Annotated in this window: 18 protein-coding genes; 12 read left to right on the top strand and 6 right to left on the bottom strand. The window is 69.1% G+C overall.

Going from position 1 to position 23,187, the window contains the following annotated elements:
- The first annotated feature begins 88 nt into the window (after nt 1-88).
- Genes ACIQ6S_RS01110 through ACIQ6S_RS01095 form a run of 4 tightly spaced genes read left to right on the top strand, consistent with a single transcriptional unit; the run spans nt 89 to nt 5,512 of the window.
- Nucleotides 89-829 (top strand): hypothetical protein, encoded by a 741-nt coding sequence (locus ACIQ6S_RS01110; RefSeq protein ID WP_397606730.1) that lies wholly within the window; start codon nt 89-91, stop codon nt 827-829.
- A 14-nt stretch (nt 830-843) separates the two neighbouring features.
- Nucleotides 844-4,050, top strand: coding sequence for a WD40/YVTN/BNR-like repeat-containing protein (locus ACIQ6S_RS01105; protein WP_397606729.1), 3,207 nt, complete (start codon nt 844-846; stop codon nt 4,048-4,050).
- Between the two features lie 51 nt (nt 4,051-4,101).
- The gene (locus tag ACIQ6S_RS01100) at nt 4,102-4,782 is read left to right on the top strand and encodes an SOS response-associated peptidase (RefSeq protein ID WP_397606728.1); all 681 of its coding nucleotides are present in this window, start codon (nt 4,102-4,104) and stop codon (nt 4,780-4,782) included.
- A gap of 19 nt (nt 4,783-4,801) precedes the next feature.
- On the top strand, nt 4,802-5,512 hold the full coding sequence (locus ACIQ6S_RS01095; RefSeq protein WP_397606727.1) for a class I SAM-dependent methyltransferase: 711 nt from the start codon (nt 4,802-4,804) through the stop codon (nt 5,510-5,512).
- A gap of 22 nt (nt 5,513-5,534) precedes the next feature.
- Here the strand turns inward: ACIQ6S_RS01095 and ACIQ6S_RS01090 are convergent, their stop codons facing one another.
- From ACIQ6S_RS01090 to ACIQ6S_RS01080, 3 genes are read right to left on the bottom strand one after another with little or no spacing between them, the layout of a single operon-like run.
- The gene (locus tag ACIQ6S_RS01090; RefSeq protein ID WP_397606726.1) at nt 5,535-6,146 is read right to left on the bottom strand and encodes a hypothetical protein; all 612 of its coding nucleotides are present in this window, start codon (nt 6,144-6,146) and stop codon (nt 5,535-5,537) included.
- Nucleotides 6,147-6,206: 60 nt separating this feature from the next.
- A complete protein-coding gene (locus tag ACIQ6S_RS01085; RefSeq protein ID WP_397606725.1) occupies nt 6,207-7,130 on the bottom strand; it encodes a M14 family metallocarboxypeptidase in 924 nt (307 codons plus the stop codon).
- A gap of 53 nt (nt 7,131-7,183) precedes the next feature.
- Nucleotides 7,184-8,041 (bottom strand): PA4780 family RIO1-like protein kinase, encoded by an 858-nt coding sequence (locus ACIQ6S_RS01080; protein ID WP_397606724.1) that lies wholly within the window; start codon nt 8,039-8,041, stop codon nt 7,184-7,186.
- A gap of 93 nt (nt 8,042-8,134) precedes the next feature.
- Between ACIQ6S_RS01080 and ACIQ6S_RS01075 the strand changes: the two genes are divergently transcribed.
- On the top strand, nt 8,135-8,872 hold the full coding sequence (locus tag ACIQ6S_RS01075) for an rRNA pseudouridine synthase (RefSeq protein ID WP_397606723.1): 738 nt from the start codon (nt 8,135-8,137) through the stop codon (nt 8,870-8,872).
- A gap of 24 nt (nt 8,873-8,896) precedes the next feature.
- Here the strand turns inward: ACIQ6S_RS01075 and ACIQ6S_RS01070 are convergent, their stop codons facing one another.
- Nucleotides 8,897-9,373 carry a GNAT family N-acetyltransferase gene (locus ACIQ6S_RS01070; protein ID WP_397606722.1) on the bottom strand — a complete coding sequence of 159 codons (477 nt, stop codon included), beginning with the start codon at nt 9,371-9,373 and terminating at the stop codon, nt 8,897-8,899.
- Nucleotides 9,370-10,206 carry a helix-turn-helix domain-containing protein gene (locus tag ACIQ6S_RS01065; RefSeq protein ID WP_397606721.1) on the bottom strand — a complete coding sequence of 279 codons (837 nt, stop codon included), beginning with the start codon at nt 10,204-10,206 and terminating at the stop codon, nt 9,370-9,372. The genes ACIQ6S_RS01070 and ACIQ6S_RS01065 overlap by 4 nt, the downstream gene beginning before the upstream one ends.
- Nucleotides 10,207-10,310: 104 nt before the next feature.
- Between ACIQ6S_RS01065 and ACIQ6S_RS01060 the strand changes: the two genes are divergently transcribed.
- Genes ACIQ6S_RS01060 through ACIQ6S_RS01035 form a run of 6 tightly spaced genes read left to right on the top strand, consistent with a single transcriptional unit; the run spans nt 10,311 to nt 19,186 of the window.
- Nucleotides 10,311-11,975 (top strand): alpha-glucosidase, encoded by a 1,665-nt coding sequence (locus ACIQ6S_RS01060; protein WP_397606720.1) that lies wholly within the window; start codon nt 10,311-10,313, stop codon nt 11,973-11,975.
- The gene (locus ACIQ6S_RS01055; RefSeq protein ID WP_397606719.1) at nt 11,975-12,781 is read left to right on the top strand and encodes a phytanoyl-CoA dioxygenase family protein; all 807 of its coding nucleotides are present in this window, start codon (nt 11,975-11,977) and stop codon (nt 12,779-12,781) included. Before ACIQ6S_RS01060 ends, ACIQ6S_RS01055 begins: the two co-directional genes overlap by 1 nt.
- Nucleotides 12,782-12,801: 20 nt before the next feature.
- Nucleotides 12,802-13,644, top strand: coding sequence for a hypothetical protein (locus tag ACIQ6S_RS01050; RefSeq protein WP_397606718.1), 843 nt, complete (start codon nt 12,802-12,804; stop codon nt 13,642-13,644).
- On the top strand, nt 13,641-15,818 hold the full coding sequence (locus tag ACIQ6S_RS01045) for a GH92 family glycosyl hydrolase (protein WP_397606717.1): 2,178 nt from the start codon (nt 13,641-13,643) through the stop codon (nt 15,816-15,818). Before ACIQ6S_RS01050 ends, ACIQ6S_RS01045 begins: the two co-directional genes overlap by 4 nt.
- 9 nt (nt 15,819-15,827) lie before the next feature.
- On the top strand, nt 15,828-17,321 hold the full coding sequence (locus ACIQ6S_RS01040; protein WP_397606716.1) for an MFS transporter: 1,494 nt from the start codon (nt 15,828-15,830) through the stop codon (nt 17,319-17,321).
- Nucleotides 17,321-19,186 carry an alpha-amylase family glycosyl hydrolase gene (locus tag ACIQ6S_RS01035; protein ID WP_397606715.1) on the top strand — a complete coding sequence of 622 codons (1,866 nt, stop codon included), beginning with the start codon at nt 17,321-17,323 and terminating at the stop codon, nt 19,184-19,186. Before ACIQ6S_RS01040 ends, ACIQ6S_RS01035 begins: the two co-directional genes overlap by 1 nt.
- A 15-nt stretch (nt 19,187-19,201) precedes the next feature.
- Here ACIQ6S_RS01035 and ACIQ6S_RS01030 read toward each other — a convergent pair whose 3' ends face one another.
- Nucleotides 19,202-19,759: a DUF3228 family protein gene (locus ACIQ6S_RS01030; protein WP_397606714.1), complete on the bottom strand. Its 558-nt coding sequence runs from the start codon at nt 19,757-19,759 to the stop codon at nt 19,202-19,204.
- 97 nt (nt 19,760-19,856) lie between these two features.
- Between ACIQ6S_RS01030 and ACIQ6S_RS01025 the strand changes: the two genes are divergently transcribed.
- Nucleotides 19,857-23,153: a S41 family peptidase gene (locus ACIQ6S_RS01025; protein WP_397606713.1), complete on the top strand. Its 3,297-nt coding sequence runs from the start codon at nt 19,857-19,859 to the stop codon at nt 23,151-23,153.
- Nucleotides 23,154-23,187: the final 34 nt, after the last annotated feature.

Genomic DNA, 23,187 nt, shown 5'->3' with positions numbered 1-23,187 from the left:
CTATGGGCCCACCCCCAACGGCGCCTAGACTGCCATCGGTGAAGAGCAAGTCAATTGCGGCCACCGCGCCGCGTCCTGGGGAGGACACATGGTGAAGATCCTGAATGCGCTGGCCGCAGGCCTGTGCCTGGCGGCGGCATCCACTGCTTCGGCCATGAGCGCCGAAGAGCTCATCGCGAAGAACATCGAAGCCCGCGGCGGACTCGAGAAGATCCAGGCCATCGACGCCGTCCGCGCCAGTGGCCGGATGGTCTTCGCGGACGGCGATTTCTCCATCGAGCTGGCCTTCCTCAACCTCGTTCGCGCCGGGGCCGGCTGCCGCACCGAGATCTCGCTGCAGGGCCTCACCGCCATCACGGCCTACGGCGGCGGCACGGGCTGGAACGTCTCGCCCTTCCAGGGCCGCCGCGATCCGGAGCGCATGTCCGCCGACGACGCCAAGTCGCTCGAGTACTGCGCCGACCTCGACGGCCCGCTGGTGGACTGGCAGGCCAAGGGCCACAAAGTCGAGTATCAGGGCACCGAGGACGTGGACGGCACCGAGGCGCACAAGCTCAAGGTGACGCTGAAGAACGGCGACGTGCAAACGATGTACTTCGACCCGGACTACTTCCTCGAAATCCGCTCGCTCATGCAGACGACGGTCCGCGGTGTGAAGCAGGAGCAGGAGACCGACGTCGGCAACTACGAGCGGATCAATGGCGTGTACCTGCCGTTCTCGATCGAGTCCGGCCCCAAGGGTGGTCCGAAATCGCAGAAGGTCGAGATCGAGAAGATCGAAGCCGGCGTCGAGATCGACCCCGCCCAGTTCGCCTTCCCCACCCGCTGACCGAGGACACGATCATGAAGACCCATTCCCTGGTCGCGGCCATCGTCCTCGCCGCCAGCGGCACCGCCTTGGCCGCCGACGCCCCCGCCGTGCGCTTCGACAGCGCCACCATTTCCGGCCTCGGCGCCCGCAACATCGGCTCGGCCACCATGAGCGGCCGCATCTCGGCGATCGCGGCACATACCGACGCCGGCAAGGTGACCATCTACGCCGGCGCCGCCTCGGGCGGCATCTGGAAATCCGAAGACAGCGGCACGACCTACGAGCCCATCTTCGACAAGCAGCCCGTGCAGTCGATCGGCGCGCTCGCGCTCGATCCGAATGATCCGGAGACCCTGTGGGTGGGCACCGGCGAGAGCTGGACGCGCAACTCGGTCTCGATCGGCAACGGCGTCTACCGCACGCGCGACGGCGGCAGCACCTGGGAGTACCTGGGCCTGCCGAACAGCGAGCGCATCACCAAGATCCTTGTGCACCCGAAGGACGGCAATACCGTCTACGTCTGCGCGCCCGGCAAGCTCTGGAGCGATTCCCCGGACCGCGGCCTCTACCGCACGCGCGACGGCGGCGCGACCTGGCAGCTGGTGCTGAAGGGCCCGAACCTCTCCACCGGCTGCTCGGGCGTGACGATGGACCCGACGAATCCGGACGTCATGTTCGCGGGCACCTGGGACTTCCGTCGCCAGGGCTGGACCTTCCGCTCCGGCGGCGAAGGCCCGACGGCCAACTCCGGTAGCGGTCTCTTCCGCTCCACCGACGGCGGCAGCACGTGGCGCGAACTGGCCGCGGGCAGCAACGGCTTGCCGGCGAAGCCTTACGGCCGCATCGAGGTCGAGATCGCGCCCTCCGATCCGAAGCGCGTCTATGCCTTCATCGAGGGCGTGGACTCGGCGCTGTACGCCTCGGAGGACGGCGGCGCCACGTGGGAGCAGCGCGACAAGAGCCAGATGATGGTCTGGCGCCCGTTCTACTTCGCCAACCTCATCGTCGACCCGACCAACGCCGATCGCGTCTTCAAGACCAACCTTCGGCTGATCGTCAGCACCGACGGCGGCAAGAGCTTCGCCGACACCGCGGGCGCCACCCACGCCGATTCGCACGACGTCTGGGTGAACCCGACCAACCCGCAGCACATCGTCATGGGTGACGACGGCGGCATGTGGTACAGCTACGACGGCGGCTCGCGCTGGTGGAAGGCGGACAACCTGCCGATCTCGCAGTTCTACCGCGTGGCGGTCGACCAGCAGGACCCCTACCAGGTGTATGGCGGCCTTCAGGACAACAGCTCGTGGATCGGTGATTCGAGCTACCCGGGCGGTGTCACCAACGACCGCTGGAACAACATCTACGGCGGCGACGGCTTCTGGGTGCTGCCCGACAACGCCAACCCGCGCTACGTCTACGCCGAGTACCAGGGCGGCAACATTACTGTGTTCGACCGCGAGACCCGCCTCGCGCGCGACATCCAGCCGAAGGCCGACGCCGGCGAGAAGCTGCGCTTCAACTGGAACTCGCCGATGCACCTCTCGGCGACCAACAAGGGCTCGCTCTACCTCGGCGCGCAGTTCCTGTTCCGTACCCGTGACCGCGGCCAGAGCTGGCAGCGCATCTCACCGGACCTGACCACCAACGACCCGAAGAAGCAGCAGCAGGAGCTGTCGGGCGGCATCACCGTCGACAACTCTTCGGCCGAGATGCACACCACCATCTTCTCGATCAGCGAATCGCCGCGCGACGCGAACACCATCTGGGTGGGCACCGACGACGGCAACGTCCAGGTCACGCGCGACGACGGCAAGACCTGGACCAACGTCACGCGCAACCTGCGTGGCCTGCCGAGCGGGAACTGGATCTCGTGGGTGGAGGCCAGCCGCCACGACGCCGCCACCGCCTACGTCACCGTGGACCGCCACATGTGGGGCGACATGGACGCGCATGTGTTCGTCACCCGCGACCACGGCCGCACCTGGGCACGCATCGGCGGCGCCGATGACGGCATCCGCGGCTATGCCCACGTGATCAAGGAAGACCCGGTCGATTCGGACCTGCTGTTCCTCGGCACCGAGAAGGGCCTGTGGATCAGCAACGACGGCGGCCAGCGCTGGGCCGAGTTCAAGGGTGGCGATTTCCCGAACGTGGCGGTGCGCGACATCGCCGTGCAGGACCGCGAGAACGACATCGTGTTGGGCACGCACGGCCGCGGCCTGTGGATCATCGACGACGTCTCGCCGCTGCGCTCGCTGGACGCCACCACCCTGGCCAGCCGCGGCGCCTTCCTCGCCTCACGCCCGGTGCAGCAGCGCATGGCCGGCGTGGGCGGCTGGTCCTCGGGCGATGCCGTGTTCACCGGGCCGAGCGCGCCCTCGGGCGCGGTCATCACCTACTACCAGCCGACGCGCCACCTGTTCGGGCCGATCAAGCTCGAGATTCTCGACGCGGCCGGCACCGTGGTGGACACCATCCCCGCTAGCAAGCGCCGCGGCATCAACCGAGTGACGTGGTCGATGCGCGTGCCGCCGCCGCGCGTGCCCAAGGGCGCGCAGGCCGCGTTCAACGCCTCGCAGGGCCCGCGCGTGCTGCCGGGCACCTACACGGTGCGCCTCACCAAGGGCGAGGACGTGTACGAAGCGCCCCTGCAGATCGGCCTTGATCGTCGCGCCAGCTACACGGCGGAGGATCGTCGCGTGCAATTCGACGCGGCCATGCGCGTGCACGGCCTGTTCGGCGACATGAGCGGCCTGATGGACCGCATCGCCGGCACCGCCGGCATGGCGGGACAGATCGGCGGCTCGCTGCCGGAAGGTGATGCCCTTCGTACCGACCTCGAGGCCTACGTCGCGGCGGCGGAGGTGATCCGCAAGCGCATCGTCGCCACCACCGAGGGCGGCGCCATCACCGGCGAGATCCGCCTGCGTGAGCACACCGACGAGCTCTACGGCGCCCTGATGGGCTACGAAGGCCGGCCGGGCGACAACCAGCTCGCGCGCATCGACGTGCTGCGCGCCGACTACACCGCGATCGACGCCGACTTCGCCAAGCTGATGGCGGACCGCCTGCCGGCCCTCAACGAGGCCCTCAAGGCCAAGGGCCTGCCGGCCATCGCCGCGCCGCCCGCCGGGCCGCGAACGGCCGGCGTTCGCAGTGCCGACCTCGGCCAGAACCGCGTGGCGCGCACCGCCCGCAATCTGATCCAGGGCGCCCACCGCTCGCTCTCGCAGTAAGCCACCAGCGCCCGGCAGTCCGCTGCCGGGCGCGATCCCACACCACCGACCATGTGCGGTCGCTTCACCCAGCTGGCGCCGTGGTCGGAGGTCTGGGCCTTCAGCCAGCCGCTCGTTCTTGCCGTGCCCGACGCGGCCGTGCAGCCGCGCTGGAACATCGCACCGTCCACCACCGCATGGGTGATCGCCAGCGACGGCCACGGCGACGCCAAGGCCGGCACCATGCGCTGGGGCCTCGTGCCGCACTGGGCGCCGGACGCGAAGGGTGGCTTCTCGACGATCAACGCCCGCATCGAAACCGCGGCGGAGAAACCCGCCTTCCGCGGCCCGTGGCAACGCCGCCGCTGCCTCGTGCCCGCGAACGGCTACTACGAGTGGGTGACGGACGCGCAGGGCCACAAGCAGCCGTTCTACCTGCAGCCGGCCGACGAACCGCTACTGATGTTCGCGGGGTTGTGGGACCGCTGGAACGCGGCGGACGGCACGCCGCTGTTGAGCTTCAGCATCGTCACCGAAGCCGCCTCGGGACCGATCGCCGCCCTGCACCACCGTCGCCCGCTGATGCTGCAGGCCCCGCAGTTCGCTGATTGGCTTACCGCACCGTCGCAGGCGCTGGGGCCTCTGCTGGCTTCGGCGCCGCGACCGGCCCTGCGCTGGCATGCGGTGGGGCCAGCGGTGGGGAATCCGCGGAACGAAGGCCCCTTGCTCGTCGAACCTCTCGCTGCGCCCTGACCCCACAATGGAGAAGCCAATGGACAACGGATGGAACGATTCGGCCCGCGCCTGGATCGACGTCATCGGCGAGGACGGCGACTGGGGACGCAAGTACGTGCTGGATGCGCCGATGTTGGCGCAGGCGGATGCCCTATCGCCGCGCCGCGCCCTCGATCTCGGCTGCGGCGAAGGACGCTTCTGCCGCCTGCTGGCCTCGCGCGGCGTCACCACGGTGGGCATCGACCCGACAGCGGCCCTCATCGACGAAGCGCGCCGACGCCACCCCGAGGGCGACTACCGCGTGGAAGGCGCCGAAGCGCTCTCCCTCGACGACGCCAGCGTCGATCTCGTCGTGGCCTACCTCTCGCTGATCGACATCGCCAACCTCGGCGCGGCCTTGCGCGAATGCCGCCGCGTGCTTCGCCCCGGCGGCCATCTGCTGATCGCCAACCTGCAGGCCTTCAACACCGCCGCCGTGCCCTTGGGCTGGACGCGCGAGCCCGACGGCAGCCGGCGTTTCTGCATCGACCACTACCTTCACGAGCGGCCGGTCGAGACCGCGTGGCGCGGCATCCGCATCACCAACTGGCACCGACCGCTCTCCACCTACATGGCCGGTCTGCTTGGCGAAGGCTTCGTCCTCGAGCACTTCGCGGAACCGGCGCCCCAGGGCGTCGACGACGACAAGGCCGACCGCTATCGACGCGCGCCGAACTTCCTCGTCATGCGTTGGCGGAAGGCGAGCTGAGCCCAGCAGCCAGGCCTTTGGCCTACCGCGACAGCATGATCCCGCAGGTCACGCCGATGCAGCTCCCGGACGGCAGATCGAGAACGAGGGAGTGGCCGAGGTCGCCGCGGGGAAAGGGCTTGCCGGCATCGAGCACGAAGATCACCGCATGCGCCCCGGTGAGTCGCCCGGGAACCATGACGTCCTTCTCGACGACAAAGACATCCATCGCGCCGCCGGTCAGGCGCTCCGTTTCGATGGATTGTCCCGAGGCTCGTGCCGCCGTGGCCCAACGGGCGATGTCGGCCTGCGATCCCGGCCGCAGCTCGCCGCGACGCAGCGCTTCGATGAGCCCCGTACGGCCTTCGGGAACAACGACCTCAGGAATAGCGGCCTCAGGAACTACCGCCTCAGGAACAACCGCTTCGGCAACAGTGGCCTGGGGCACAGGACGTTCGGGTTCCACGGCGACGGACTCGACCGGCCGCTGGGGCGCGGGGGCCGGCGGCGCCTCGACGACTTCGAGGGGTTGGATCGCCTCAGGAACCACCTCCGAAACCGGCGCCGGCGGAGGATCGGAATCCGCCGAAAACCGCAGCGACGCCGCGGCACCCAAGATGAGTGTCAGCACGAGCACCGCGGCGGGCAGCAGCATCGACGAGCGCGGGCTTCGTCCGGACTCGATGGTTTTTCTCTGTCGTTCCATCGCGCGATCTCAGCTCGCTGCCAGGACGGCCGCATCGATCGCCGCCACCACGGACGCCACCTGCGCCTCCACGCACTGTTCCGGCGTGGCGCGCGGGCTGTCGGGATACACCTCGGTCGTCGTGGTGTACGGCGCATCAGTGAGGCCCGCACACAGGCCCAGCGCCTTGAACGGGTAAAGGATCACGCCGGGCGAGATCACGTCAGAGCCGATGATCTGACCCTTGGCATCCGCCGGCGCGATGTGCGTCACCTTTGCCACCGCGTCGACCACATGGCGCTGGAAGTCGAGCTGCGGGTTCGGCGTATCGCCAACGAGGTAGAAGCCGTCCGGGATCTCGCCGGGCGAGAACGGCTTGCCGTCGCGCGCCGCGAGCGCCGGGCGGAACTCGTTCTCGTCGCTGTCGGTGGTCTCGTGCAGATCGATGTGCAGGCGGATGCGTCCCTGCAGCGGTGCCACCAGCGCGACCATCGCTGCCGACTCCGCGCAGGGGCTACCACTGCGGAAATTCCGATTGGGGTCGATCGCCTCGGCATTCCAGCGCTGCACGCGCTCGTAGGCCCAGGGGCTGATGCAGGGCGCGACGAGCAGGTTCACGCGGCTGGCGTAGGCCGCGCCGTGGCGCTCGAGGAAGGCCAGCGCGCCGTGCACGCCGCTGGTCTCGTAACCGTGCACCCCACCCGTGACCAGCACGGTAGGCAGCGCGTCGTTCCAGTCGCGGCTGCGCAGGGCGAACAGCGGGAAGGTCTCGCCTTCCGACACCACGCGTCCGTACTCGGCCACGTCGAACGTGGCACGCAGGGCCTCGATGCGCGGCAGCACGTCCTCGGCATAGCGGCGCTGTACGCGCTGGCGCGCGCGCCAAGCGACGCGTTCGGCGTCGCCCCAAGGCTGGCCGGGGGTTCCAATCGGATAAGGCGAGGTGGCGGTCATGGCGGCGTCTTGGCGGAACGGAGGCCAAGGATGATACCGATGCCTTCCCCGGATCAGTCCTCGGCTTCGGCGGCTTCGCGGCCCTGCTGGCGGATGATCGCTTCCTCGCGGGCGTCGTTGATGGCTTGGCGCACGCTGTCGAGGTCGACTTCGGACTCGTCCGGGGTCCACTCGCCGGTAAGCGGGCTGTCGGGCAAGAGCTCGCCGGCTTCGAACATGGCCCACATCTCCTCGCCGAACCAGGTGTCGAGCAGCTCCGGCGCGAAGCGGCCGAGCGTGGCGGTGAGGTTGTTGACGTCGCGCAGCAGCATGGTGCGCGCGTTGTTGTTGCCGGCGGCGCTCACGACCTGCGGGAAATCGATCACCACCGGGCCTTCCGGCCCGACGAGCACGTTGTAGGCCGAGAGGTCGCCGTGGATCAGGCCGCAGCACAGCATCCGCACCACCTCGCGAACGAGCGCGGTGTGATAGGCCCGGGCGGTGTCGGCATCGAGCTCGACTTCACCCAGACGCGGCGCGCTGAAGCCTTCCGCATCCGTCACCAGCTCCATCACCAGCACGCCGTGGAAGAATCCGTAAGGCTCGGGCACGCGCACGCCGGCATCGCGAAGCTGGTAGAGCGCGTCGACCTCGGCGTTCTTCCAGGCCTCCTCCTGCTGCTTGCGGCCGAAGTTGGTGGCCTTGCCCATGGCGCGCGCTTCGCGGCTACCGCGGCTCTTGCGGCCTTCCTGGTACTGCACGCGCTTCTGGAAACTGCGCTGTGCCATGTCCTTGTAGACCTTCGCGCAGCGCACGTCGTCACCACTGCGCACCACATACACGGCTGCTTCCTTGCCGCTCTTCAGCGGGCGCAGCACCTCGTCGATGACGCCGTCATCGATGAGCACCTGCAGGGCTTCGGGGGTTCTCACTCGGCAACAGGCCTCCAGCGCGCGGCGAGCCGCGCAAGGCGGCCATTGTCGCCGCTTTCGGCCGGCGCGGTGTGAGCCCGCTACACTGCGGGCATGAGCGAAACGATCCGTCTGGCACGCCGCGTGGCCGAACTCACCGGCTGCACCCGTGCCGAAGCCGAGGCCTACATCCGCAACGGCTGGGTCAGCGTCGATGGCGTGATGGTGGAAACGCCGCAGTTGCGCGTCACCGACGAGGTCGTGGCACTCGACCCCGAGGCCCGGAAGAAGCCCGTCGAGCCGGCAACCCTGCTCTTCCACAAGCCGGCCGGCTTCGATGCGTTCAACGGCATCGGCAGCGCGGCCATGGGCATCGGGCCCGACACCCGCTGGGCCGACGATCCGCATGAGCAACGGGTGCTACAGCGGCACTTCGAGCGCCTCGCACCGATGGTGCCGCTCGAACCCGAGGCCAGCGGCCTGATCGTGCTGACGCAGGACGGCCGCGTCGCACGCCGACTCACCGAGGACGCCGCGACCATCGAACACGAACTGCTGGTGCAAGTGGAGGGCCGCATGGCGCCCTACGGCCTGCACAAGCTGGCGCACGGCCTGTCCTTCGAAGGCCGCGAACTGCCGCCCTGCAAGGTGAGCTGGCAGAACGAAACCACGCTGCGCTTCGCCATCAAGGGCGTCGTGCCCGGCCAGCTGCGCGCGATGTGCGCGCAGGTGGGCCTGGACGTCACCGCGATCCGCCGGCAGCGCATCGGCCGCATTGCGATCGGCAAGGGGCCGGAGGGCGCGATGCCGCCCGGCCAGTGGCGCTATCTGCCCGTCGGTGAGCGGTTCTAGGCGAGCGGTCTTGAAGCGGCGACGTCAGTCGCTCGTCAGCGCCAAGGCGAGGAAACGGGTGCCGGCAATCGGCGTGGCGGCATAGGGCGCGATGTCGCGAAACCCGAACCGCGCATAGAGCTCCTGGGCCTCGGTCATCGACGGGAGGGTGTCGAGGACGACTTCCAAGTAGCCGATCGCCCGCGCTTCATCGAGAACGCGGGCGATCAAGGCGCGTCCCACGCCGCGGCCCCGACCCTCGGGCCGGACGAACAGCCGCTTCATCTCGGCCCGCCGGGTGTCGATGGCGCGCAACGCGACACAGCCCAACGGAACGCCCTCGTCCATGGCGAGGAACAGCCGGCCGCGCGGGGGCGCGTAGGCGCCCGGGAGGTCGCGAAGCTCGGCGTCGAACTGCTGGAAGCCGAGATCGATGCCAAGGTGCTCGCGGTACGCCACGAAAAGCTCGCGAACCATCGCGAGGTCGGCGTCGGTGGTGGCCTGCCGCACGACGAGACTCATGGCGCGAACGCCCGGCGGTACTCCCGCGGCCCCAAACCCGTGCGCCGCACCAGCTGCCGATGGAAGTGGCCCAAGGTCGGGAAGCCGCATCGCCGCGCGACTTCGGTGATCGACCGCGACGACTGGCGCAGCAGCAGGCAGGCCTCGGCGATGCGGACATCGTTGACATAGAGCGAGAAGGGCCGGCCGACGCGCCGCTGGAAAGCGCGACTGAACGACGCCGGCGCGACGCTGAGGCGGCGAGCGCCCTCCTCGACACTCAGCGCTTGCGCGAAGTCGCGATGGATCCACCCCAGAACACGCCCCAGCCGTGCGTCATCGTCCGGCGACGACGACGGCCGCGCGCTCGGTGCGAGTCGCACCACGCCTTCCTGCGAAGCCGCGATTCGTCCCAGCAAGGACAGCGCCCGGCCGAGACGCTCCAGTCCCTCCACTGCGGAGAGGGCCTGCAGTTCGGTAGCGACAGTCGCGCGCAACGCGCCTTCCAGCAGCGCAGGACGCGCGCCCTCCTCCAACCAGCCGGACACACCCCGCACCTCAGGCAGCGCCCCCAAGGCCGAGGGCACCATCAAATGCAGCACGCAGGCCGAGGCCACCTCACCCTCGCCGCGGCTCCACCACACGTGCGGCACTTGGGGCGGCACCAACACGACATCCCCTGCGGCGAAAGGCATCACCTGGCCATCGATCACCCGCACCCCGGCCCCTTCGCGGATCCAAGTGAGTTCGAGCGCGGCATGGTGGTGGTAGGGCCCATCGAAGCGGGTGCGGGCCACGTCCAACACGTGCGCGGTCGCGATGTCGTGCGCAATGGGTTCCCGTGAAGGCCGCATGATCGGCTCCGCATGCCTGAATCGGCACAGTATCGGTCATCCCATGCAGCAGAAGGGCGGAAGCGCACGGCCATCCTGTCGCGGCCTTCCCGATGCCGCTGCCGATGCCTCTCTCTACTCCCCCACCCGCCGATCCCAGCGCGACCCCGTGGTGGCGCGGTGCCGTGCTGTACCAGGTTTACCTGCGCAGCTACGCAGACGGGAACGACGACGGCATCGGCGACCTGAAGGGCCTGATCGCGCGGCTCGACCACATTGCCTCGCTGGGCGTGGACGGTCTTTGGCTCGGGCCGTTCTACCCGACGCCCGACCGCGACTTCGGCTACGACGTCAGCGACTACCGCGCTGTCGATCCGCGCTTCGGCACGCTCGACGACCTCGACACGCTGCTTCGCGAAGCCCATGCACGCGGGCTCAAGGTCATCGTCGACCAGGTGTGGAGCCACACCGCCGCCGAACACGCGTGGTTCCAGGAAAGCCGCGCCTCGCGCGACAACCCGAAAGCCGACTGGTACGTGTGGGCCGACGCCCGCCCTGACGGCAGCCCGCCGAACAACTGGCAGAGCTGGATGGGCGGTCCGGCGTGGCGTTGGGAGCCGCGCCGCGGCCAGTACCACCTGCACAACTTCCTTCCGACGATGCCGGACCTCAACCTTCAGCACCCGGAGGTGCAGGCCGCCATCCTCGACGTCGCCGATTTCTGGCTGGCGCGCGGCGTGGATGGCTTTCGGCTGGATACCGCGAACCTCTACTTCCATGACCAGCAACTGCGAGACAACCCGCCGCTGCCGCCCGAGCGCCGCGGTGCCAGCCCGGTGCTGATGCAGGAGCATCGTTACAACGCCGACCAGCCCGAGACCCTGCCCTTCCTCGAAGCCCTGCGCGCACGCATGGATGCCCACGGTGAGCGCATGGCCGTGGGCGAGATCGGCGGTGCGGCGTGGGATGCGCGGATGGCGGAGTACACCGAGGGCGATCAACGCCTGCATACGGCCTATTCCTTCGCCTTCCTCGGGCCCCGCCCCTCGCCGCGCGAGATCGCCGAGCGGCTGCAGGCCTGGACGACGCGAAGCGGTTGGCCGAGCTGGGCCTTCTCGAACCACGACGTGCCGCGCGTGGCCACGCGCTGGTCGGGCGCGCATGGCAAGGCCTTCGACTTCGGGTTGGGCGGTGGTGAGGGCTCCTCCACCAGCGACACACCGCCCGAAACGTGGATGGCCCTACTGCTGGCGCTGCGCGGCACGGTCTTCGTCTACCAAGGGGAAGAGCTGGGGCTGGACGAAGCGGTGGTGCCCTTCGAGCAGATGAAGGACCCCTTCGGCATTGCCCATTGGCCGCTGGTGACGGGCCGCGATGGTTGTCGAACGCCCATGCCCTGGGCCGGCGACGCGCCGAACGCCGGATTCAGCGCGCACGCACCGTGGCTGCCGGTGTGGCCGGCGCACCAAGGCAAGGCCGTGGATCGCCAATCGGCCGATGCGAACTCGATGCTGTCCACGACGCGCCAGCTCATCCGCCTGCGCCAACAACATCCCGCGCTGCGCGTCGGCGAGCTCGAGGTCGCGCATGTCGATGACGATCTGCTGCACCTCGTGCGCCGTTCGGGCCAGACCGAGATGCATGCCGTGTTCAACCTCGGCGGCACCGCCCGAACGATGGCGATGCCGCGCGCCGACGCCCGCACGCAATGGTGCGGCGGCGCTCGCCCCACCCCCACCACCCTCGACCTGCCGCCGGGTGCGGCATGGTTTGGACTTGGAGACGCCTGATGCACTGGCTCGATCAACCCGCAACGATTTCCGACACCGACCGCGCGGCCTTCGAACGCGATGGCCATGTAACCCTGCGCGGGCTGATGCCGCCGCAAGAGCTGGCCGCGATCGGCCGCGAAATCACCCGGCTGACCTTGGACCTCAACACCGAACAGCGTTCGCTCGACGAGCGCGACACTTACGGCCGCGCCTTCCTGCAGGTGATGAACCTGTGGGAGAAGAGCCCGCTGGTCGGGCGCTTCGTGATGGGACAACGCCTCGCCCGCGTCGCTGCGCAATTGCTGGGCGTGAAAGGCGTGCGGCTGTATCACGACCAGTCGCTGTACAAGGAACCGAACGGCGGCCACACGCCGGCGCATGCCGACCAGTACTACTGGCCGCTGGCAAGCGACCGCACCGTCACTGCGTGGATTCCGCTGCAGGACGTGCCGATGGCGATGGGCCCACTGGGTTTCTACAGCGGCAGCCACGTGGTTCCGGAAGGTCGCGACATCGGCATTTCCGACGCCAGCGAAGAGGACATCCCCGCGCACATGGCGGCACTGGGCCACCCCTACAGTTGCGCACCCTTCGCGCTCGGCGACGTGAGCTTCCACCTGGGTTGGACCTTCCATCGGGCGGAACCCAACACCTCCGACCGCCCGCGCTCGGTGATGACGGTGATCTTCATGGCCGACGACATCCACCTGCTTGATGCCCTCAACCCGATCCAGCAGAACGACCGCGACCAGTGGTGCCCGGGCGTGGCCACCGGCGCGCTCGCCGATTCGCCGAAAAACCCTGTGATCTGGTCGGCCGCGTGAGGCCGAACCGGCTCATCGCGATGGCCACCTTGCAGGGATTGCCGGCAGGTTCCGTCGGCGCCCGCGAGAGCCTTGCGGAACAACTCGCCCTGTTGCCCGCATGCGGCATCAGCGGCGTGGTGGCCTGGTCCGACTGGGCGGCCATCCGCGCCGCGGGCCTCGTTCCGCACGCGATGGGCCGCATCGATTCACCCGATGACGCCGAGGCCTTGATCGCGTCGCACGTCGATGCCGGCGTGGCCAGCACCACCCTGCATGTGGGCTCGGCGTTCGACGATGACGACACGCTCAACCGATTCGCCGGCGCCCTGCTCGAAGCCGCCGCGCGCCACGGCCACACCGTGCTGGTGGAAACGCATCGCGCCACCGTGACGCAGGACGCGTGGCGAACCCTTCGCTGGGTCGAACGTTTCCCTGATTTGCGTTTTTCGCTCGACGCCTCGCACTGGGTGGTCGGCGGCGAGCTCGATTACGGCGGCGGCTTCGCGGATCGCCTGACTCTTTTCGACCCGGTGTTGCGGCGCAGCCCGATGGTGCAAGGCCGCATCGCCAGCGGTGGCGCGATCCAGGTGGCCGTGAACGATCCCGGCCCGTGGCGAGCCCATGCCATCGCCTTGTGGACGCGGGCGTTCGCCCTGCGTCGCCAAGACGCCCCGAATCAGTCGATCGCGTTCTGCCCCGAACTCTTGCCGCATGTCGCCGGCGAGGCGTGGTTCGGCTACGCACCGGTGCGGCGCTGCACTGACGCGCCCTCGGGCCTTGAAGAAACCACCGACCGCTTCACCGAAGCGCTGCGCCTTTTCGATCTTGCCGACACGTGTGCGGTGTCCGCCGTCGATTTCTCCTTGGAGCTTCGCCGATGAAGTGCCTCGCCGCGTTCTGCTTCGGTCTGTTCGCCGTCGTCGCGTCCGCCAGCGATCTTCGCCCCGGCAGCATCGACGACGTCGATCCGCGCATCGGGACCAAAGGCACAGGCCACGTCTTCCCCGGCGCGCTGATGCCCTTCGGCATGGTGCAGCCCGGCCCTGATAACGCCGACGAAGGCTGGAGCTTCAGCAGCGGCTACCAGTACGACGCGCCGCGCATCCTTGGTTTCTCCAACACGCACATCAGCGGCGCGGGCATCCCGGAATTGGGTGATGTGCTGTTGATGCCCAACGGCGCCACGGCGTGGACGACATCGACGACCGCCTTCGACAGCGGCTACCGCAAAGCCACGGAAGTGGCCCGCCCCGGCTTCTACGCCGTGCGCGTGGATGAGCGCGCCGCCCTGGTCGAACTCACGGCTACTGAGCGCGTCGCGCTGCAGCGCTACACCTTTGATCGCGGCGGTCGTGTGCAGGTGCTGGTCGATCTGCAGCATCGCTTGCGCTTCCAGCCCGGCCCGCGCGTGACGGCGGCGGACTACACGATGCGCCCGGATGGCTTGCACGCCACCGTGAATTCGTCGAATTGGGTCGAGCGCCAGGCCAGTGTTGCCCTGCGCTTCGATCACCCCATTGCCGATTCGCAGGTCTTGCCCGCGCGCGACGGCGAGAAGGCGCCGCGCCTGCTGTTGGCTTTCGAGCTCGGTGAGCGCCGCACGCTCGAAGTACGCGTCGCGCTCTCTACCGTCGACGAAGACGGTGCAGCCGCGAACCTCGCCACCGCCGACGGCCTCGACTTCGAGGCTGTGCAACGCAACGCGCAGGCCGCATGGAACGCGCTGCTCTCTCGCGTTGCTATCGATGCTCCGGCCGAGCAGCGGCGCATCTTCTACTCCGCGCTTTACCGCAGCCTGATGCACCCCTCGCAGATCGCCGACGTGGATGGCCGCGTGCGTGGACCGAAGGGCGAAGTGATCGATGCCCCGGGCGGCGTGTACTACTCGACGATGAGCCTGTGGGACACCTTCCGCGCCTCGCACCCGCTGTTCACTTTGGTGGTGCCCGAGCGCGTGCCGGGCTTCGTCAACACCCTTCTCGCGCACGAGCGGCAGATGGGCTACCTGCCGCTGTGGACGGCGTGGGGCCGCGAGACGCACACGATGATCGGCAACCCCGCGCTGCCGGTCATCAGCGATGCGATCGCGAAGGGTTTTCCGGGCATCGATGCGGAAGCGGCCTTCGCCGCCATGCTGCGAACCAGCACCGCCGAACGCCCCGGCGCCCCGGCGTGGGCACAGCGCAGTTGGGCCTTGCTCGACCAGTACGGCTACCTGCCCTTCGACCGCGCGCCCGGCGAATCGGTGAGCAAGACCGCCGAGTACGGCTATGGCGACGCCGCCGTTGCCGAAGTGGCGCGGCACCTCGGGCGGCTCGAGGAGGCCGAGCGCTTCCAGCGCCGCGCCGCGTCGTGGACGGCCCTGTTCGATCCGGAGAGCAAAACGCTGCGCGGTCGCGACAGCACCGGCGCGTGGCGCACGCCCTTCGATCCGACCGAAGCCACCAGCCCGATGAACAATCCGGGCGACTTCACCGAAGCCAATGCGTGGCAGTACACGGCGACGCCAGCCCTGCACGACCCCGACGGCTTCCGCGAACAACTCGGCGGACGCGCCGCGCTCGAGGCTTGGCTGGACACCTTTTTCACCCTGCCGATGCCGAACCCGAACAAGCACCTCGGGCAGGAGGCGATGATCGGCCAGTACGCCCACGGCAACGAACCCAGCCACCACATCGCCTGGCTCTACACGTGGACGGATGCGCCGACCAAGGGCGAGCGGCACGTGGCCGACATCGCGCGTCGCTTCTATCGAGCCACCCCGGACGGCATCGTTGGCAACGACGACGCCGGCCAGATGAGTGCGTGGTACGTGCTGGCGACGCTCGGCCTCTACCCGAGCCGCCCCGGCCACGCCGAATGGACGCTCGGTGCGCCGCTGGTGCCGCAAGCCCGCATTGATGGCGGCCGCGGCGGCGCGACGTTCGACATCGCCACGGCAACCATCGACGGCCCACGCATCGACGGCCAGGCCGTGCCACGCACAGGCGTCCCCGATGCGCGTCTGCGCCACGCACGCCAACTCGAATTGCCCAACCGGAACCTCGCCCCATGAGTGCTCGCCATGCGTGAGGCCCAGCGCCGTTTGTCCAATGGCTTCCTGATTCTGCTGAGCCTGCCCACGGCGGCCATCGGCTTCTGCCTTTCGTCCGCCGTCGCCTCGACGACCTGGCTGCTGAGCACGCGCTACGACCTGCACCTCGAGAACATCGCCCTGATCTGGCTGATGGGGCCGCTGATGGGCCTGTTCGTGCAGCCCATCGTCGGCTGGATGAGCGACCGCACCTGGTGGTTGGAGGGGCGTCGGCGTCCGTACCTCATCGCTGGCGGCACGGCCGGAGCACTGGGCACCTTTGCCCTGCTCCATCTCGATGCCCTCGCCGCCGCCACCGGGCTCGGCCTGATCGCCGTCGCCGTGTTCGTCGTATTGGTGAATGACCTCGCCACCAATGTCACGTTCAACCCCGCGCGATCGCTCGTGGCCGACCTAACGCCCGAGGGCGCGCACCGAACGCGCGGTTACGCGTGGATGCAGGTGGTGTCCGGCGTGTTCGGCATCAGCGCCTACCTGGTCTCCATCGTGTTCGGAAACGAAGTGCTGCTGCTCACCACGGTGGCGGTGACCTTCCTCCTAACGGTGGTTCCGGCCTTCTTCATCGAGGAAGCCCGCTCCACCGCGCCGACCGCGCTCGCGCCGGACGTGGACGATCGCGGCGGTGTCTCGACCTTCAAGGCGCTTTGGCCGATGGCCGGCTTTGCAATCTATGGCGCCTACGTGGCGGTGGACCGCAGCCTGCTCGATCACGCCTTGTCGGCCTGGGCTCTGCCGCTGTTCGTCGGGGTGCTCGTGCTCGGCATCGTGTGGGGTGCGACACGGGTGTGGCGCGGCCGCGCTCGTCCCTCCGCGGAGCATCGATTGGGCACCGTGCTGCTCGCGCATGGCTTCGCATGGCTCGGCGTGCAAGCCCTGTTCGTGATGACGTTCTTCTACGTGCGCGACGTCGTGGTTGCCGGTGCAGACGGCCCGCTGATGGCCGATGCCTTCTATGCGATGTGGAGCGATACCGCGCCGGTCGCCGCCGACAGCGCAGGCCGCGTGCTCTCGGTGGGCTTCCTGCTGATGAACGTGGTCGGCGCCCTGCTTCCCGTGCTGGTGCTGAAGCCGCTGTGCGAACGCTGGGGCAAGGTCGCCGTGCATCGTGCTGCGATGGGAAGCATGGCCCTCGCCTTCGCAGCGATCGCGCTGGCGCCGCCCACCGAGGCCTTCTACTACCTCGGCATGCTGCTCTGTGGCATCGGCTGGTCGTCGCTGATTTCCATCGTCTTCGCGATCTTTTCCGAGTCGGTGGACAGCCGTCAGATGGGCATGAGCATGGGGGTCTTCAACTCCAGCCTCGTGCTGCCGGCGCTTGCCGTCCCTGGGCTGGTGAAGGTCACCGAAGCCCTCGACCTCGACCGCGGCGTGTTCCTGCTGTTCGCCACCAGCCTGCTGCTGTCCTTCGTGTTCTGGATGTTCGTCTCCGAACGCCCGCCCCACCACCCAACGGAATCTCCCTGATGAACGTCGCGCTTCGAGTGTTGCTGCTGGTCACGCTCCTGCTGCCGGGCTTGGCCATGGCGGCCCAGAACGATGCGGTGCGCGCCTTCCCGCCTTCGTGGTGGGTGGGCATGAAGAACCCCGACCTGCAGCTGCTGGTAAGCGGCCCGGGCATCGGTGCCGATGCGCTGACGGTTGAACTTCCGGAAGGCGTGGTTCGCATCGGGGATCGCGCGCTAGCGAGCCCGAACTATCGCGTCGTCGATCTGCGCATCGATGCCGCCGCCAAGACCGGCGACATCGTGCTGCGCTTCATTGGCCGCAACGGCGAACGCCGCGTGCTGGTGCCGCTGGCCGAGCGTCGCGTGGGCAGCGCCGAACGCGAGGGCTTCGGCCCGAAGGACGCCATCCTCAACCTGATGCCGGACCGCTTCGCGAACGGCGACCCATCGAACGACCGCGTGCCCGGCATGCTGGAAGCCGCCGAACTCGGCAACGGTGCCGCGCGACAAGGCGGCGACATCGCCGGCTTGGCGAATTCACTCGACTACATCGCCGGCATGGGCTTCACCATGGTCTGGCCGACGCCGGTGGTGGAGAACAACCAGCCCGCGTACTCGTACCACGGCTACGCCATCACCGACCTCTACCGCGTCGACCCGCGTTTCGGCAGCAACGCCGACTACCGCGACTTTGTCGCGATGGCACGCGCCAAGGGCGTTGGCGTGATTCAGGACATCGTCCCGAACCACATCGGCCACCACCACCCCTGGGTCAAGGACCCGCCCACGCCGACCTGGATCAGCAACGGCAATCAATTCATCGAAACGCAGCACGGCCGCACCGCCGTCACCGACCCCTACGCGCCGAAGGTCGACATCGAGAACTTCCAACACGGCTGGTTCCACACGACCATGCCCGACCTCGATCAGCGCGACCCGGTGCTGGCGCGCTATCTCGACCAGAACGCCATCTGGTGGATCGAGTACGCCGATCTCTCCGGACTGCGCGTCGACACCTACGGTTACTCCGACACGGCGTTCCTGCAGGGTTGGATCGGCGCCATCCTGCGCGAGTACCCGCGCTTCACCATCGTCGGCGAGGAATGGAGCAACAACCCGGCCGTGGTTGCGCACTGGCAGTTGCCCGGCATGGATTGGGCGGGCGAAGTGCCGGGCACGCCCAGCCTGATGGACTTCCCCTTGAGCGAGGGCATCCGCAAGGCGCTCACCGAGCCCGAGGGCTTCACCACCGGCATGGGCCGCGTGCACGAGATGCTCGGCAACGACCGGCTCTACGCTGATCCGTCGCGCCTCGTCGTGTTCGAAGGCAACCACGACAAGCCGCGCATCTTCAGCGTGCTGCGCGAAGACCCCGCCGCGCTGCGCGTCGCCCTCGGCCTCGTCGCCACCCTGCCGCGCATCGCGCAGTTCTACTACGGCACCGAAGTGCTGATGACCAGCACCGTCGAGCGCGACGACATCGCCGCACGCCGCAACTTCCCCGGCGGTTGGCCCGGCGATGCCGCATCCGCATTCACCGGCAAAGGCCTCACCCCCGAACAGCGCGCCACGCAGGACTGGATGCGCCGCCTGCTGCGTTGGCGCGCGGAGTCGAAGGCGATCGCCGAGGGCAGCTTCCTGCACTACCAGCCCCGGCAGGGTGCGTACGTGTACTTCCGTCGCACGGACGACGAGGCCGTGATGGTGGTGGTGAACCGCGGCAGTGCGCCCTTCGTGTTCGAGCGCGAGCGCTTCGAACAAGGCCTCGAAGGCGCGCAGAGGGCAAACGACGTGTTGGAAGGCAGGGCCATCGACCTCAACGCGAAGCCGAGTTTCGCGCCCGGCAGCATCACGATCCTGCGGCTCTCACCGGCCGCCGAGTGAACGCGGCGGGCTGCCCTACCCCCGCCAATTCGCGTGGCGTTCCCAGAACGCCACGCTTTTCGCATACGCCTCGCGGTCGATGGGCACGCCGCTGCCGCCTTCGTCCACGCCCAGCGCGTTGCGCATCATCGTGATCGGCGCCATCGGGATCTCGGCGGGCTCGCTGGTGTACATGCAGCCGACGATGCCCCAGTCGGCGTCGATCGGCGTGCCCTCCTTCGCCATCTGCTCGCGGTCGTAGAGGATCACCACGAGGTAGTCGGCCACCGGCGGCTCCACGTCTTCGAACCAGCGGTTCAGCACCGGCAGCTCGGCCTTGGTGCGCGCCTCGTAGGCCGAGCGCAGCAAGTGGCGGTTGTCGTCGGTGATCGGCACGACGAGGCAGCGCGTGCTCGTCCAATTGCGGTGCACGTGCAGCTTGCAGAACGGCGCGTAGCCGTCCAACACCTTCAGCGGCGGCACGGTGTTGAGATGCGCGACGAAGGCTTCGGGCGTGATGTCCTGGATGGTGTTGCGGCGCGGCTCGCGCGGGAACAGGCGGGGTTTGGCGAAATCGGTCAGGACGATGCTCATGCCCGAAAGCATACCCAGCCATGGGCGGCCGACCCGCACTTGCCGGCTTCACGGGGGTTCGGGCGAAGATGCGGGCTGACTCCTTCGGACTTCGCCGATGCGCCGACCGTTCGCCGCCCGCGCCCTCGCGGCTGCCATCCTGTTCGCTGCCGCCCTGCCCGCGCTCGCCACGCCCGGCTACTACCGCTTCCCGGCCGTGCACGGCGAGACGGTGGTGTTCACCGCCGAAGGCGACCTGTGGTCGGCCCCGCTGGCCGGCGGTGAAGCGCAACGCCTCACCACGCACGTGGGGCAGGAAACGCATTCCGCGCTTTCGCCGGACGGCCGCCGCATCGCCTTTGTCGGGCAGTACGAGGGGCCGGGCGACGTCTACACCATGCCCATCGACGGCGGCCTGCCGAAGCGCCTGAGCTTCGATGGCGGCCGCATCGAAGTGCACGGCTGGTCGCCGCAGGGCGAGGTGGTGTACAGCAGCGAAGACCTCGTCGGCCCGGCCCTGCGCCGCGTGCTGCGCCTCGTCGATCCGGCCACGCTCGCCACCCGCGAACTGCCCCTGCACGACGCGCAGCAGGCCGCCTTCGACGACCGCGGCCGCGTGCTGTTCACGCGCTTCGGGGCACACATCAATGCCGACAACGCGCGCGGCTACCGTGGCGGCGCCATGGGCCAGCTGTGGCTTTACGACCCGTCCACCGACGCCGAAGCGCGCCGCCTCGGCAGCGATGCCGACGGCGCCATGCACAGCCCGATGTGGCTGGATGGCCGCTGGTACTTCATCGGCAACGCGGACGGCCACGACAACCTCTGGTCGATGGCGGCCGACGGCAGCGACCGCCGCCAGCACACCCGCCACGCGCCCTTCGACGTGCGCGCCGCGCGCACCGACGGCACGCGCGTCGTCTACCAGCGCGGCGCCGACCTGCACGCCTACACCCCGGCCAGCAACGAGGACCGCGCGCTCGACATCGCCCTCGTCTCCGACTTCGAACGCCGCCGCGAACGCTGGTTGGAACGGCCCCTGCGCTTCCTCGAATCGGCCTCGCTGGCCCCGCAGGGCGACCGTTTCGCCGTGACCGTGCGGGGCCGCGTCGCGCTGGCCGGCCCCGGCCCGCGACGCCGCGTCGAAGTCGCCATCCCGCCGCAGCACCGCGCCCGCGAGGCCGTGCTTTCGCCCAACGGCCGCCACGTGTACGCCATCGCCGACACCGACGGCCGCCCCGAGATCTGGCGCTTCGCCGCCGATGGTTCGAGCGACGCGAAAGCGCTCACGCGGGACGGCACGCACCACCGCTGGACCCTCTCGGTGTCGCCGGACGGCCAGCAGCTCGCGCACACGGACAAGTCCGGCGCCCTGCACCTGCTCGACCTCGACAGCGGCCGCAACACCACCATCGACCGCGGCCGCTGGGGCGGCGACGACCCGTACGGCCGCATCGCGTGGTCGCCGGACAGCCGCGCCCTCGTGTTCTCGCGCGCCGACACCCGCGCCGGCCGCGACCAGATCGTGCTTTACCGCCTCGGCGATGCCGCGCCCACCGTGCTTACCAGCGACCGCTACGTCTCGTACGCGCCGAGCTTCTCCGCGGACGGCCGCTGGCTCTACTTCCTGTCCGACCGCGCCTTCGTCGCCTCGCCCAGCGGCCCCTGGGGCGACCGCAACACTGGTCCCGGCTTCGACCGCCGCAGCAAGGTCTACGCGCTGGCCCTGCAGCCCGGCCTGCGCTTCCCCTTCGCCGTGCCGGATGAACTCGCCCCAGCCACCGAACCCGCGCCGGCGAAGGGCAACGGAAGCGGCAGCAGCGATGCCGCTAGCGCGGCGTCCATCGTCATCGAGGGCCTCGCGCAGCGCCTGTTCGAGGCCCCCGTGCCGGCGGGCAACTACAGCGAATTGCTGGTGGGCACCGACCGGCTCTACCTGCTCGACCGCGAGGGCGATCGTGGCGTGCTGAAATCCTTCGGCATCGCCGCGCAGGGCAGCACGCTCGAGGTTCTGGCCGGCGAAGTGCGAAGCGCCCAGATCAGCGCCGACCGCAAGCGGATCGGCTTCGTGCAGCGCCGCGGCGAAACCGACCCGATCCTCGTGGTCGTCGACGCTGGCCCGAAACTGCCCCCCGACCTCACGCCGAACATCGTGCGCGTGGCCGACTGGCGCCTGCCCATCGACCCGCCGCGCGAATGGGCGCAGATGTTCAACGACGCCTGGCGCATGCACCGCGATTTCAGCTTCGACGACCGCATGCGCGGGCTCGATTGGGCCGCCGTGCGTGCGCAGTACGAACCGCTGCTGGCGCGGGTCACCGACCGTGCCGAACTCGATGACCTGCTGGCCCAGATGATCGCGCCGCTCGGCATCCTGCATTCGCAGGTGCGCGGCAGCGAACTGCCGGTCGATACCGAGGCCGCCGCACCGGCCATGCTGGGCGCCGCGTTCGAACAGACGGCCGAGGGCCTGCGCATCGCCCGCATCTACCGCACCGATGCCGAACTGCCGTCGGAGCGTTCGCCGCTGGCGCAGCCCGGCGTGGATGCGCGCGACGGTGATCTCGTCACGAGCGTCAACGGCCGCGCCGTGCGCCATGCCGGCGAGCTCGCCGCCGCCTTGCACCATCAAGCCGGGCAACAGGTGCTGCTGGACCTGCGACGCGACGGCCGTGAGATCCGCACCGTCGTCGTGCCGGTGGATGCCGTGCGCAACGCCACCCTGCGCTACTCGGACTGGGTGCAGGGCCGTATCGCGGCCGTCGAGCGCGAGGGCGAGGGCCGCATCGGCTACCTGCACCTGCGGGCGATGGGCCCGAACGACATCGCCAGCTTCGTGCGCGACTTCTACGCCAACGTGGATCGCGAAGGCCTCGTCATCGACGTGCGCCGCAACCGCGGCGGCAACATCGATTCGTGGATCATCGCCGCACTGCTGCGTCGCACCTGGGCCTTCTGGCAGCCGCCGGGCCAGGCGCCGTACTGGAACATGCAGCAGAGCTTCCGTGGCCACCTCGTCGTGCTGACCGACGCGCTCACCTACTCCGACGGCGAAACCTTTGCGGCCGGCGTCAAAGCGCTGGGCCTCGGGCCCGTGGTGGGAACGCGCACCAGCGGTGCGGGCATCTGGCTCGCCGACCGCAACCGGCTCAGCGACGGCGGCATCGCGCGCATCGCCGAGTTCGGGCAGTTCGGCGCCGATGGGCGCTGGTTGATCGAGGGCCGCGGCGTGAGCCCGGATGTCGAAGTCGACAACCTGCCGCGCGAATCCTACGGCGGCCGCGACCGCCAGCTCGACACCGCGCTCGCCATGCTGAAGGAGAAACTCGCGGCGTCACCTGTCGTGCAACGGCCGGCCCAGCGCATCCCGCCGCCGGACCAGCCGGGGCAGGACGTCGCGCCCGCGGCGCGCTGAAAACTTGAAGCGCGCCCCTCGGGCGCGCTTCGGA

Source organism: Silanimonas sp. (genome assembly GCF_044377035.1).
Taxonomy (GTDB): Bacteria; Pseudomonadota; Gammaproteobacteria; order Xanthomonadales; family Xanthomonadaceae; genus Silanimonas.
The sequence above is the reverse complement of the archived record's forward strand: the minus strand, read 5'-3'. Positions and strand labels throughout refer to the sequence as shown.

Bases quoted from the DNA above. Each gene is read 5' to 3' on its own strand.
- ACIQ6S_RS01110 (WP_397606730.1), top strand. From the start codon at position 89: ATGGTGAAGATCCTGAATGCGCTGGCCGCAGGCCTGTGCCTGGCGGCG.
- ACIQ6S_RS01105 (WP_397606729.1), top strand. From the start codon at position 844: ATGAAGACCCATTCCCTGGTCGCGGCCATCGTCCTCGCCGCCAGCGGC.
- ACIQ6S_RS01100 (WP_397606728.1), top strand. From the start codon at position 4,102: ATGTGCGGTCGCTTCACCCAGCTGGCGCCGTGGTCGGAGGTCTGGGCC.
- ACIQ6S_RS01095 (WP_397606727.1), top strand. From the start codon at position 4,802: ATGGACAACGGATGGAACGATTCGGCCCGCGCCTGGATCGACGTCATC.
- ACIQ6S_RS01090 (WP_397606726.1), bottom strand. From the start codon at position 6,146: ATGCTGCTGCCCGCCGCGGTGCTCGTGCTGACACTCATCTTGGGTGCC.
- ACIQ6S_RS01085 (WP_397606725.1), bottom strand. From the start codon at position 7,130: ATGACCGCCACCTCGCCTTATCCGATTGGAACCCCCGGCCAGCCTTGG.
- ACIQ6S_RS01075 (WP_397606723.1), top strand. From the start codon at position 8,135: ATGAGCGAAACGATCCGTCTGGCACGCCGCGTGGCCGAACTCACCGGC.
- ACIQ6S_RS01070 (WP_397606722.1), bottom strand. From the start codon at position 9,373: ATGAGTCTCGTCGTGCGGCAGGCCACCACCGACGCCGACCTCGCGATG.
- ACIQ6S_RS01065 (WP_397606721.1), bottom strand. From the start codon at position 10,206: ATGCGGCCTTCACGGGAACCCATTGCGCACGACATCGCGACCGCGCAC.
- ACIQ6S_RS01060 (WP_397606720.1), top strand. From the start codon at position 10,311: ATGCCTCTCTCTACTCCCCCACCCGCCGATCCCAGCGCGACCCCGTGG.
- ACIQ6S_RS01055 (WP_397606719.1), top strand. From the start codon at position 11,975: ATGCACTGGCTCGATCAACCCGCAACGATTTCCGACACCGACCGCGCG.
- ACIQ6S_RS01050 (WP_397606718.1), top strand. From the start codon at position 12,802: ATGGCCACCTTGCAGGGATTGCCGGCAGGTTCCGTCGGCGCCCGCGAG.
- ACIQ6S_RS01045 (WP_397606717.1), top strand. From the start codon at position 13,641: ATGAAGTGCCTCGCCGCGTTCTGCTTCGGTCTGTTCGCCGTCGTCGCG.
- ACIQ6S_RS01040 (WP_397606716.1), top strand. From the start codon at position 15,828: ATGCGTGAGGCCCAGCGCCGTTTGTCCAATGGCTTCCTGATTCTGCTG.
- ACIQ6S_RS01035 (WP_397606715.1), top strand. From the start codon at position 17,321: ATGAACGTCGCGCTTCGAGTGTTGCTGCTGGTCACGCTCCTGCTGCCG.
- ACIQ6S_RS01030 (WP_397606714.1), bottom strand. From the start codon at position 19,759: ATGAGCATCGTCCTGACCGATTTCGCCAAACCCCGCCTGTTCCCGCGC.
- ACIQ6S_RS01025 (WP_397606713.1), top strand. From the start codon at position 19,857: ATGCGCCGACCGTTCGCCGCCCGCGCCCTCGCGGCTGCCATCCTGTTC.